Genomic DNA, 12111 nt, shown 5'->3' on the forward strand with positions numbered 1-12111 from the left:
TGGTCTGGTCAGCGGTCTGTCCAGTCCGGTGCCCACACGTTGTCCGGGGTGCGCGGCCTTGAGGTGCGCAGATGGTCGCGCAGCGCGGTCAGCACGGGGTGCCGGTCTCCGGTACGGGACAGCAGCATGTGCGTGTACACCGGGGTCGGTTCGCGCAACGGGATGCGTCGCAGGTCGTGGGGCCGGGGCCACACGTACCGGTCCCCGCTGCCGACGAGGGTGGCCGGCGAGGCCGAGTCGGCCAGCGCGTCCATCAGGGCCTCGTCACCGAAGTGGGGGCCGAGCGCGTCGATGCTCAGACCGAAGGTCTCGGACAGCGCCTGGTAGAACGCCGCCCACTCCGTGCCGGGTCTGATCCCGGGGATCCAGATGCGGTGGCCCACCAGGTCCGCAGGCCTGACCCAGGGCGCGTCCGCCAGCGGATGGCCGGGGCCGACCAGGAGCTCCAGTGGTCCGTCCAGGAGTCGTTCGGCGCTGATCCCGGCCGGGACCTGGCCTGCCGGCAGAGCACGGAAGGACACGTCGACAGTCCCGTCGAGCACCGCATGGGTGGCCTGCGCGGCGTTCTCCTTGCTCAGTGTGACGGCGTCGAGGTTCATCCCGGGATGGGAGCGGTGGAACCGGTAGACGGCCTGGGCAGGAGCAATGCGCCGGTTGAGGACGTCGATGCGCAAGGGCCGGCTGCCGGGGCGCACTGCCTGCTCGGCCTGCTCGACGGTGGCCAGGACCTTCTTGGCGTGCGGCAGGAAGACCTGCCCGTCCGGGCTCATCCGGGAGCCGCGGGAGGTACGCACCAGGAGGGTGACCTCGAGGTGCTTCTCCAGGGTCGCGATCCGCTTGGAGACCGCCTGCTGGCTGATCCCGAGCTCGTCCGCCGCCGCCCGGAACTGGCCGGTCTCGGCGACGGCCACGAACGTCCGCATCGCTTCAACATCCACCCTCCCACCCTAATTTCACAACGGTTGGTTGTCGCCGACCGGTCTCGAGGTTGTTTGATCGTGGGTTCTTCGGGGTGGTGGGATCAGCGCATGTCCACTCGCACAGAACAGATCATGTATGTCCGGAAGCCCGAGTTCGCACGCCATGTGGAACGGGTCATGGAGGTGACCGACGCGACGTCCCGGCTGAACGTGCTGCCGTTCAGCGACGCCGAAGGCCGTGCCGAACTGCTTTCTGTTGTGTTCGGCGGCCCGCTCCCGGAGTCGGTGACGATCTACCCGCCGTTCTTCACCGAGTGCGGGTTGAACACGACGTTCGGGGAGAACGTCTTCGTCAACCAGGGATGCACGTTCATGGACAAGGGAGGGATCCGCATCGGGAACAATGTCATGATCGCCCCGAAGGTCAATCTCATCACCGGGGGACACCCTCTGCCCCTCGCCGAGCGCCGCGAGTACCTCTCCCTCGCCCCGATCGTCATCGAGGACGACGTCTGGATCGGTGCGGGAGCAACGATCACGCAGGGAGTGACCATCGGCGCCGGCACGGTGGTCGCCGCAGGCGCGGTAGTCACCCGTGATGTTCCTGCCCACACCCTGGTCGCGGGAGTTCCCGCCCGGGCCATCAAGACGATCGACTGAGCCCGGCCGGACCACCGGTCCGGGGCGAGCAGCACGTCAGCACTCCAACCCTGACGGTCCATCATACCCGGCTGACCGCCCCCATCTACCACCACCGCCCTTGAAACGCCGACAGCGGTACGCCCCTGGGAGGTCGGCCACGCGGCAAGCCCCAGAGGCGTACCGTGCTGGACGTGGTCCACGGGGGCCGGCACCACAACTTTGCAGCATGGCAGGAGCGGTCGCCGGAAGACGTGGTGGCCTGCTGGACGAGGGGGGCCGGTCGCCGGGGGCCGGACGCCGGGGGCCGGACGCCGGGGGCCGGGTGGCCGCGCCCCGGGGTCCGGCGGCGAACAAACCTCGCCCCACCCCGTTCTGCAGCGGAGGCTCAGCTGTCGTGTGTGGCCGTAGGCACTGTCCTGGCGGTCAACAGCGGAAACCTCTTGGCCCGAGCGATCACGCAGCCGTCGCCGCGCCGAGGTAGGGCGCGAAATGCTCGGCGACCTCTGCCGCCACAGCCACCGCGTCGAGCGTCCCGTCGACTTCGATGACGCGGATGCCGAGGCGGCGGGCGTTCCGTGCTGCGTCCTCGGCGACCAGCCGGTCACGGGCCAGACGGTTGGCCTGGGCGCGAACCGGGTCAGTGACAGGGGCGTTGAGGGTTCCCGCGCGCGGGAGGGTCCGGAGTTGGTGCCGGCGGAAGTCCTCGGTGGGGACGAGGACGACCATTCGCCGGAGTGAGTCGAGCAGCGGCGCGACCAGCTCCGGTCGCAGCCCCCATCCCTCGGCGATCGCCGGCCGGCCGGTGAACAACCGGCCGGCCGGTGAACAGTGCGCGCAGGTCGTCCAACGCCCATTCGAAGCGGACCGGGAAGCCGGCCAGCGTCTCGGCAGCCATCGCCTCCGGGCCCTGGTCCAGCCAGACCTGGTCGGGGGTGGGATCTTCCACGGGCTCCCCCAGGGCGACACGACGCGCGATCCGGCGATCCTGGTGGCCGCGGGCGTCGTGATAGTCGTAGTGATATGCCGTCAATCCATGCTTTACGGCAATGAGTTCGGCAACAGTGGTCTTGCCGGACCACTGTGCGCCGCCGATCCACAACGCGCGCCGCAGGCTGCCATGCGGATCCCAGACGTCTGACATGGATGTCCTCCCGTTGGAGAGCGGGGCAAACCTCCGCTCGGGAACGATTTTCCTGGTTTGACAGCAAAAATTGCAGTCTTGTCTTCGCCGGGCGGTTGGCAGAGAGTGGAAAGGGAGGGTGGATCGTCCTCCTCGCGCTCCTGGCCGCGGCTGCCGCCCCGTTGGGTCGTTGATACGCCTATGGGGAGTGGGAGTGACCTGACGAATGCCCAGTGGGAGCACCTGGAGCTGCTTCTGCCGGTGAGCAACAGACGTTGGGGCAGGTGGCGGGACCACCGTCAGGTCGTGAACAGGGTGCTGTTCCGGATACGCACGGGCGTGCAGTAGCGAGCCCTGCCGGAGCGGTACGGACCGTGGAAGACGGTGCACGAGCGGCATCGCCGCTGGTCGGCGGACGGAACGTGGGGAATGCTCCTCCGGCGGATCCGGGCCGAGGCGGACGCGGCCGACGAGATCGACTGGGACAGTCTCGGCCGGCTCGACGTCCGTACGCACGCACCACCACACCGTCGGCACCCGGCACGCTCCGCCACCCGCCCTCAAAGGGCTTCGCCCGGACGGTCGAAACCGCTCGGGTCCGGGCGGAACCGATCGACCGGCCTGCGGAGGTGAGACGCTCGGCCGCGCGAGCGGCCCAGGCCCCCACCCTCCGGCACCACCTCCGCCAGGCGGGCAAGGAGGCTCTGCCACGACGTCTCGTCCTGGTGTTCTGTCGCCGCATTCCCCCTTTGGTGAGGGAGCTGGCGGCGGGTCGGCTCGGGCACCGGCCGCGTGCTGATGCGCCCGCACGATAGTGGAGTCGGCTGAGACATCCCAGTCGATCTCACCCGCCGCATCCGCTGCGGCCTGGACCTGCTGGAGCAGATGTTCCCAGGTTCCGTCGGCCGACCACAGCCGATGGCGTTCGTAGACCGTCTTCCACGGCTCGAACCGTTCGGGCAGGTCACGCCACTGCACCCCGGTCCGTACACGGTGCAGAATCCCGTTGATCACCTGCCAGTGATCCCGCCACCTGCCCCAACGCCTGTTACTGACCGGCAGGAACGGTCGCAGCCGTTCCCACTCCGCATCGCTCAGATCACCCCGCTCCATCTCCACCCCGAACGACGAAAAGACGGGGCAGTCACGTGATCGACCTGGAGCGGCTGGGCTCGTTCGGGGGGCTACTCCTGTGGTGGGCCGATGACGGACTGGCCGATCTGCTCTGCCAGCCAGGAGGTGTGCCGTTCCGCGGAACCGTCGCGATTCCTGCGGCGCACATGGACGAGCACGGTGTGGTCATCGGAACACTTGTCGAGGCCCTGGGCGCGGCAGTTGAACAGCAGCGAAACCCGGGCGTTGTCGGCTTCGCCGTAGACACCACAGTCCGGTACGTCAGGCCAGATCAAGCTCGACCACCAGATCTCGCCGATGTTCGGACCCACCAAGGCGGCGAACTCCTCCTCCCCGCTGCCAACGGCCCGGTATTCCATCGATGCCCAGAGCGGCAGGTGCGAGGAGAGGAAGTCCGGATCACTGGAGAGCTCGCCTGCCAGAGCAGGCACCTCGCCGCGCGGCCTACCCAACCAACAAGCTGAAGGCCTGGCGAGGCGTCACCACTCGCTATGACAAGACTCCCGCGAGCTACCTCGCCGGCCTCCACCTTCGCGGCGCAATGATCTGGATCAAAGACCTCACCAGAACCACCGCTTGATCACGACTCGATACGCGCCCTAGTTCGGAGCGGTAGCCCTGCGCTGACGCGTCGCTTCAGCTCGCTGAAGTCGTCGAAACCTTCTACACAGGTGATTTCGTTGCCGCTGTCGTCTTCGTCGTCGTACACCTCCAGTAGATCGCGGTCGAAATGGTCCAGCATGCGGGGGTCATCCAGGTCGATCACGGTCGGTGGAATCGCGATCTCCAGGCTCGGCTCACCGATCACCGCGTCGGCGATGAGCGCGCCGCCCATGGTGAAGTGATGGTTTTCGCCACAAAAGAGCCGGGCGTGGACATCGCCGCCGATGGAGGCGGAGCAGTCGTTGCCATCACCGATGAGCCGATCGGTACTCAGGTCGCCGTGGACCTCCAGCCAACCGGCGGTCACGATGTCGCGTGCCCGCATGTTGCCGGTCACCAGCACAAACGACTCGGGATAGCCGCTATCGCCGTACGCGCCGTCGACGACCAGATCGCCGAGCACGACCAAGAGGTGGACGCGCTCCTGTGCCAGGTCGAGGTCGCCGGGTACGTGCAGGTCGCCATCGACAAACCAGATATCGGTGGTGTAGTCGTCGATTGGTGAGCCGCTGAGTCGGCCTCTTCGGAGCCGGACCGGCATGGTAAGCGCCCTCGCCGACACGCCTGCCCCGGCCCGGCACTCCACGGCGATCGGTGCCGTTTTCGGGCTTCACCCGGCGAGCGGCTTCGATGTGGCGCGGGGCGAACCTCATCTCGAATGCATCGGGCACGTCGCATGGAGACTGCCAGTGCTCCGGCACGAACGTGTCACCGTCACCGTCCTCGTGGCAGAGGTGGCAGGGGGCACACCACTCGGTTCGCCGACCGTGGGCGACGGCGCGGACCCGTCGAACATCCGAAGCAAGCGGCCTCGCCGACCACGGTCACGTAACCCTCGATGCCCCGATACATCCGCCGGACCCCGACCGAACCGCGCAGTCGACGGGGGCGTCCGGCAGGGGCGCGAACACAGCTTTGTCGCCACTTCACTTCCGGTCGAATATCCGAAAACCGGCAGCGTCTGATGTCGAGTCACCTTCACACTGTTCCCCTGACGATCGAAGTCCTGCCGCCTCCGACGCCTGTTCCCGCCCGGGGTCCGCGACGGCCGGACGCACGGATGCCACGCCCACTGGACGGTGGCCCGGCCCACAGCCCACATATACGGGGGAACGACCATGACAGAGCACGAAGACGCACCCAGGCCCCCGGCGGGCCACCTGCCGCAGGACTCTCCCCACGGCCCGCCGCCGGGCGCTTTCGGGCCACCGCCCCCGGCCCCGCCGACCGTACCGCCCCAGGACTCCCCCTACGCCGCACCGCCCGGCGCTTTCGGGCCGCCGCCACAGGGCTCGTACTACCCGAACGGCCCGTACTCTCCGCAGGGCCCGCCGCCCGTATCGTCGCCGAACTTCCCCCACGGGCCTGGGCCCGGCCACCCGTACGGTTTTCAGCCCCCGATGCCGCCGGGCGGGCCGGGGATGCTCGCCCGGCGGCGCGGGCGTTTCCTGCTGTTCGGCGGCATCGGTGCGCTGGTCGTGGCGCTGCTGGCCGGGCTGTTGATCTGGAACGGCGTCCTCGGGCCGGAGAAAGCGGAGGCCGAGCGGGACCTGAAACCGTTCCGGCAGGCCGTGGCCGCGCTGGCCGACGCCCCCGGCCTGCGGTACCAGGACTCCGCCACCGTTGCGATGAAGCGGGACGTCACGGTCACCGCCTCCGGCAGCCGCTTCGGCACCACGGGGTCGGGCGACACCGAACTCGCCCGCGAGCTCCTGAACATCGGTGGCAGGACCTTCACCCGGCAGAAGGACCCGGCCTCCGGCACGGGGTCGGACGCGCGGACCTCCGGCACGTGGACGGTCGCGCAGGAGAGCGACGACGAGGCGCGGGAGCTCGTGGAGCGCAGGCCCTCCCCGGCCCTGCTGGCGATCCAGCTCTCCAAGTCCCTGGACATGTTGGAGAACACGCCCGCTCCCGACGAACCCACCGAGCCCCCCACGGTGAACGGCACACCCGTACTCGTGGCGGACACCTCGATGGGTCGCCTGCTCGTCACCGACAAGCAGCCCCATCGGGTGCTGCGCCTGGAGCCCTACGGCTCCTCCCCCTCGTCCGGGTCCTCCGGCGGTCGGGCCCGGGCGGTCTCGGCCCGATCGGCGGCTGCCGCGGTCCAGGGTCAGAGCCAGGTTCAGGACCGGAGCCAGAGCCAGAGCCAGGATTCCTCCGGGGACGAGGGCCCCTCAGAAACCCCCGAGGTGACGGAGGGTCCGCTCGACGGCAGCGATTCCGGGGGCCTGGGCCTGGAGCCGGTCACCGGGGATGCCGTCGATCCGATGTTCGACACCCTGGAGAAGCAGGCCAAGGAGCTGAACGGCGCCACCGACAGCGGCATTTCCCTGGCCCTCAGCGGCTCGGGAACGGTGAAGTGCGGTTCGGGCGGATGCACGGCCAGGAACAGCTTCACCGGGCGGATCACCACCGACGCCAGGAGCCGCCTCGTGGGCGGCAAGGTCACCGCGGTGATGGCCGCCTCCTTCAGCGTCGACGGCAGGTCCGCGGGCCGGTGCACCAGCCCGCAGCGCTCCTTCGCGGTCACCGGCACCGGTGTCTCCGGGAGCCTGTCCTGCTCCAACCCCGGCGCCGGTCCCACCTTCGCCTCGATCGAGGCGCGGAAGAAGGCCGAGGCCCGGGCCCGTTCCCGGGCCAGCGGCGGCCGCCCGGTCCAGTACCGCATCCCCTACCGCGCCGACACCCTGATCACCGCCCGCGCCCTGGCGACGACCGAGGTCAAGAAGCTGGTCGACAAGGTGCGGCAGGAACGCGACGGCGCCGACTGCCCCGTGTCCCGCAGCGCCTCGGGAGTGGCCCACCGTGCCCCCGGCGCCCCCGCTGCCCCCGGTGTCCCCGCTGTCCCCGGTGTCCCCGCTGTCCCCGGCGCCTTCAGCGTTCCCGGTGCCCTCAGTGTTCCCGGGCAGTCGGTCCGGGGCGGAGTCCTGAAGGCCTGGTACATCGCGGCGTTCCTCTCTCGCGACCGCCCGGCCCGTCCCGTGGCGCAGCCCGTAGCGCGGCCCGTCGGTGACGAAAACTGCGTGAACTGGTCCTCCAGGAGCGTGAAGACCTTCGGACACACCTTCAAGACCCATGGCGCGGGCGCGAAGAACACGAAGGCGCTGACCGACCGCGCCCGCAGCACCGGCAACCAACAGGGCCAGTGGCTGGACAACGAGGCCGCCGCGCAGTTCCTGCGCAGTGTCCATGTACCCGGTTCCGGTCCCCGTACGGTGCGCATCCCGGAGGGGCTCGGGCAGGTGATCATGCCGGACGGAACCATCTCCCCCGCCCGGGCGGCGACCCTCGTCCCGAGTCCGGGCGGCTTCTACCGCACGGCGTACCCGGTCGTCGACCTGGAGTAGGAGACTGGGGAGCATGAGTTTCTCGGTATCGTTCCGTCCGCCCGCCCCCAAGGATGCCCCCCTCGGCGACCCGGTCCCCCCGGAGCCGGACGAAGAGTACGAGACCCTGGTCATGGAGGCGTGCGAGGCCCTCGCCGAGGCCGGGGACGGCGCCTTCCGGATGGGTGGTTTCGGTACCCCCGAGTGGCCGGTGGACGTGGCGTACGACCTGTCCGCGTTCATGGAGCAGCTTCCGGACCTGCTCGCGGGGGTGCGGGCGCACCGGGAAGTGGAGGTCGACCTCTACTCCCAGGGCTTGGAGCGAACGCTGACCTTCCGCCCGGAAGCCGGGGTCGTGGCCATTCACTGCGCCTCGCGCACGCGGTGGGTGCCGGACCCGGAGTGCGAACGCCTGCCACAGGGCGAACTCCTCGCCATGCTCGACGAGTTGGCCGCCGATTTCGCCGACGGACTGGTGGCGGTGCGTTCCGGGCTGGCGGAGGTCTCTCCCTTCTGCGAGTGGCGCGAACGGGGCGGCCCGCGAACACCCCGCTCCACTGCCACCGGCTGACCCACCTCCGGGGCGGCCGGAAGCAGTTCGGTCCGGGGCGGGCCGGTCGCGGTCATCCCGCCGTCACCTCGGTGAGGTCGGCGAGCAGTTCGGAGGCCAGCACCGGGTCGAGGTCGCCGAGGCGCAGCGGGTGGTCGTCGCCCGTGCGGTAGTAGTCGGGCGAACTGTCGATCCGGACCGCTTCCAGGGTCTGGTCCCCGAGTTCGTTGACCATGCCGACGGCTATGCCCGGGTCGAGGTCGATGACCAGGTACCGGCCCGGGCCGGCCGGCCGGGATATCCAGCACTCCACGCCGGCGTCCTGCGGTGTGCCGCGTTCCCAGCCGCGCTTGGTCAGGCCGAGGAGCTTGCCGACCGGGACGGTGGCCCCCTCGAAGCGGGCCAGCCGGTGTCCGGCGGCCTCCTCCCCGGTGAGGGCGTGCACGGGGCGGCCCAGCTGCGGGAACGGCTGCAGGATCTCGTAGTCCGCGAACAGCTCCGCCCAGGTGTCCCGTTCCCCACCCAGGTGCAGCGGGTGGGCGAGCCGTACCGTCGCCCCCTCCGGCAGGGTCAGCAACTCGTCCTCGGCGTCGGCGAAGGTGCTGTCCTCGGCCACGCGGAACGTCGTCACCGCGCCGCCCGTCTCGCCCGTCCACACCAGGCGGCGTACCAGATGCCTCATCAGCGGGTGGTCCACGAACAGTTCCCGGAACTCGTCGTCCGTCCAGGACCGTTGGGTCACCATCGCCTGTTCGAGCCGCCGCACCTGGTCGGACGCGACCGTGCGGACGTCCTTCTTCAGCGTCGCGAACCGCTTCCGCTCGGTCGGTGCGAGCGTCTGGTCGTCCTTCACCCCGGGTGCGGGCAGGGCCTTGCGGACCGTGCCGTCGGCGTCCTTCACGTACGGTCGCAGCTGCTCGTCGAAACCGACCGTGAACCGTCGGGTGCCGTAGTCGATGACGGTGCTGCCGTCGGCGTCCAGGCCGAAGTCCGGGACGAGGCGGTCGCCCAACTGCTCGCCGGTGAGGCCGAGTCCGTCGGCCACCTCCGCGATCTTTTCCTGGGCGCGGGCCTTGAGGCCCTTGAACTTCACCCGCTGCGAGATGCCGTGCAGATGCATCAGCGCCACGTCGCTGCCGATGGCCGCGAGCACGTCGAGGCCGTCGACCGCGCGCTTGTGGGAGCCCTCGCCGGGCCAGGCCCGCAGCAGCGGGCTCAGGCGGCGCACCGTGTCGTCGTCCCCGAGCAGGCCGAGGGCGTGCAGCACCCAGCTCTCCTTGGCCGGCGTGCCGACGAACTGCCACTGCTCGAACAGGCCCCAGGCGAACGCCGCGAGGGAAGCGGGGGTGCAGTGCTCCTTCAGTACGGCGATGCCCGGGTAGACGCCGTGCGGTTTCGAGAGGGCGAGCATGGTGAGGACGTGACGGGCCGCCCCGACGGGGAGCGCGCCGCCGTCCTTCAGGAGGATCTGCGGCAGCAGTCCGGGATCGGCCCAGGGGCCCACCGCGGGCATCCTCTTGGGCAGGGCGAACGCCATCGGGTCGCCGTCCAGGATCTCCGCGACGATGCTCGCCGCCTCCGGTCCCCCGGCCGTGGCGGCGGCCTCGCGGACCGCGTCGACACCGTGCTTCTGGGCGATGACCTTCAGGGCCGTCTCCGCGCCGTTGCGGGCGGGGCCCGTCGGGCCGACCGCCTGCGGCAGCAGGTAGGGGACGGCAGCGAGGCCGTGGCGCCCCAGCCAGCCGCGGGCCGTGGCGTTGGCCGACTTCAGGCGGATCAGCCAGTCGCCGATCCGTGCGGCGACCTCGGTACTGAGGAACGGCAGGACCAGGTCGCCCAGCTTCACGGAGAAGTCCGCGGACGCCTCGAGCACCAGGTGCAGGACGTCGGTCCCGAACCGGGCGGCGAGCGGCCTGAGCACATCGGGGTTCCCGAAACCCCCCGCGGGCCTGTACGCGCGTACGGCCTGCCGGGCCTCGTCCTCGGGGCCGTGCAGGAACAGGTGGGCGCACTGGGCCAGGTGATTCCACCCTCGGTCCCCGCGCGCCTTCTCGAGGCGCTCGGTCCACTGCTCGGCCGGGAAGTCACGCCGGGCCAGCCAGGCCGGCATGGCCGACCACTTCTCCCGCTCGCCGGGCTGCCACACGGCCTTCGGTCCGGGAGCCGTGGGGATCCGGGCGGCCTCCCGCTTCTCGGGGGCCTTCGCCCGCTTGCGCGTCCACGGCGGATCGACCAGGAGCGCGGGCAGGGCCTCGGCGGGGGCGTCCGCGACGCGGTCGACTTCGTCGAGCAGCGGCTCCACTTGGGCCGCGACCCCGGGCGCCAGCCCCGGCAGGGCGGCCTTCACCAACGCGCGGTGGGTCATGACGTGGTGGGCGAGCATGCGGTCGGCCGACTGCGCCGCCCGGTCCTGGCCGCCCGGGGCCGAGGCCGCCTCGGCGAGCAGCCGGAGGGCCCGCACCGGGTAGCGGTCCATCGCCGCGACCAGGCTCGTGCGGACGTGCTTGTCGTCCGCGTGGGACAGCAGTACACGGAAGGCGTCGTCGGTCGGCAGCGCGACCAGGGCACGGGCCACCGTGCGGGTCCGGTCGGCGCCCGGTGCCGTGGCGAGCGCCTCCGTCAGAAGCGGTGCGACCGCCTGGCCGACGCCCTCGGCCAGGGTGGCGACCAGCTCCATGTCCCAGCCGTTCCACGGCAGGTTCACCGAGCGCGGGAACTTCTCGATCTGTTCCGGGGAACCGAGTGAGCACAACAGCATCGCGCGCAGGGTCGCCCCGGCCCCGTCCGCCTCCGCGCAGCACTCGTCGACCCAGTGCTGCTCGCCGGGCACCAGGTAGGACACCGCGCAGCGGCGACGCAGGCCGGTCCGGCAACCGGCGAGGTCGGAGACGACCTGCTCGTACTCCTCGTCCCCGGACACGGCGATCAGGGCGCGCATCCGGTCGGCGAACCGGGGCCGCGCCCAGTAGTGGTCGGCCGAACCGTCGGCGGGGCGGCGCAGCAGCCGGGAGTCCGAGCGGACGGAGCCGTGCTGTGTCCACATCGCCTCGATGTCGATGTACTCGACGACCGCCCGGGCGGCGAAGGACAGGCCGTGGGCCAGCACCCAGGCGTCCACGAGCACGCCGGGGCGGTGGTCCCAGCGCAGCGACACGGCCGCCACCGCGGCGGCGCCCAGCGGATTCGGGCTGCCGGCCAGGTGGGCGCGGGTGGCGGCGACGATCTCCGGATCGCTGTCCGGCGAGGAGAGCATCTCCTCCAGCCAGCGGGACTCCTCGGCGAGGCCCTTCGCCGCCACCTGTCCGGCGTCCGGGTCCAGGTCCGGCACAGGCTGCGGGAAGCCGCCGCGCCGCGGATGCACGAGCCGCCGCCAGGACGACGGCACCTCGAAGGTCTCCTCGTCCGGGAACACCACCGTCCCACCGGAAGCGCCGGGCACCTCCTCGCCCCGCACCGAACCGTCGCTCCCGTCCGGCAAGCTCTGCACAGCCCCTCCTCGACCCGCTCCAAGCAGCGTGATCCCTCGATCAGCTGTTGTCACAGTAAGCGGGTCCACTGACAACGCCCCGTCGGCCTCCTCCCCCACCCCCGGACCACCCCGCCGCCAGGCCCCTGCCCCTGCCCCTGCCCCTGCCCCTGCCCCTGCCCCTGCCCCTGCCGGACGACTGCGTCGGACGCCCGGACGATCCCCTGGGCAGACCTCAATTGCCCCAGTGATGTGTGGTGGTGGTAGGAGCGGGCGGCGATGTA

Annotated in this window: 9 protein-coding genes and 1 pseudogene; 4 read left to right on the top strand and 6 right to left on the bottom strand. The window is 70.7% G+C overall.

From position 1 onward, the window contains the following. Positions 1 to 8 precede the first annotated feature (8 nt). The gene (locus tag OCT49_RS36115) at positions 9 to 938 is read right to left on the bottom strand and encodes a LysR family transcriptional regulator (RefSeq protein WP_283856388.1); all 930 of its coding nucleotides are present in this window, start codon (positions 936 to 938) and stop codon (positions 9 to 11) included. Positions 939 to 1052: 114 nt separating this feature from the next. On the opposite strand from OCT49_RS36115, the gene OCT49_RS36120 reads away from it, so the two are divergent. Then, a complete protein-coding gene (locus OCT49_RS36120) occupies positions 1053 to 1580 on the top strand; it encodes a sugar O-acetyltransferase (RefSeq protein ID WP_283856767.1) in 528 nt (175 codons plus the stop codon). A gap of 435 nt (positions 1581 to 2015) precedes the next feature. Here the strand turns inward: OCT49_RS36120 and OCT49_RS39965 are convergent, their stop codons facing one another. Continuing rightward, positions 2016 to 2372 carry a hypothetical protein gene (locus tag OCT49_RS39965; RefSeq protein WP_349632841.1) on the bottom strand — a complete coding sequence of 119 codons (357 nt, stop codon included), beginning with the start codon at positions 2370 to 2372 and terminating at the stop codon, positions 2016 to 2018. Between the two features lie 664 nt (positions 2373 to 3036). On the opposite strand from OCT49_RS39965, the gene OCT49_RS40250 reads away from it, so the two are divergent. Then, positions 3037 to 3315: a hypothetical protein gene (locus OCT49_RS40250; protein ID WP_502963517.1), complete on the top strand. Its 279-nt coding sequence runs from the start codon at positions 3037 to 3039 to the stop codon at positions 3313 to 3315. 108 nt (positions 3316 to 3423) lie between these two features. On the opposite strand, the pseudogene OCT49_RS39975 reads toward OCT49_RS40250, so the two are convergent. The 3 genes and pseudogenes from OCT49_RS39975 to OCT49_RS36135 form a co-directional block, all read right to left on the bottom strand. Then, positions 3424 to 3795 (bottom strand): annotated as a pseudogene (locus OCT49_RS39975) (IS5 family transposase); the annotation flags it as partial. A gap of 71 nt (positions 3796 to 3866) precedes the next feature. Further along, positions 3867 to 4247, bottom strand: a complete 381-nt coding sequence (locus tag OCT49_RS36130) for a hypothetical protein (protein ID WP_283856389.1) — start codon at positions 4245 to 4247, stop codon at positions 3867 to 3869. Positions 4248 to 4396: 149 nt separating this feature from the next. Then, positions 4397 to 5020, bottom strand: coding sequence for a hypothetical protein (locus tag OCT49_RS36135; RefSeq protein ID WP_283856390.1), 624 nt, complete (start codon positions 5018 to 5020; stop codon positions 4397 to 4399). Positions 5021 to 5879: 859 nt separating this feature from the next. Between OCT49_RS36135 and OCT49_RS36140 the strand changes: the two genes are divergently transcribed. Next, entirely contained in the window at positions 5880 to 7832 is a 1953-nt protein-coding gene (locus OCT49_RS36140) for a hypothetical protein (protein WP_283856391.1), read from the top strand. Between the two features lie 13 nt (positions 7833 to 7845). Then, entirely contained in the window at positions 7846 to 8382 is a 537-nt protein-coding gene (locus tag OCT49_RS36145) for a hypothetical protein (RefSeq protein ID WP_283856392.1), read from the top strand. A 52-nt stretch (positions 8383 to 8434) separates the two neighbouring features. On the opposite strand, the gene OCT49_RS36150 is transcribed toward OCT49_RS36145, so the two are convergent. Next, on the bottom strand, positions 8435 to 11848 hold the full coding sequence (locus OCT49_RS36150; RefSeq protein WP_283856393.1) for a DUF4132 domain-containing protein: 3414 nt from the start codon (positions 11846 to 11848) through the stop codon (positions 8435 to 8437). Between the last annotated feature and the right edge of the window lie 263 nt (positions 11849 to 12111).

This window comes from Streptomyces sp. ML-6, assembly GCF_030116705.1.
Taxonomy (GTDB): domain Bacteria; phylum Actinomycetota; class Actinomycetes; order Streptomycetales; family Streptomycetaceae; genus Streptomyces.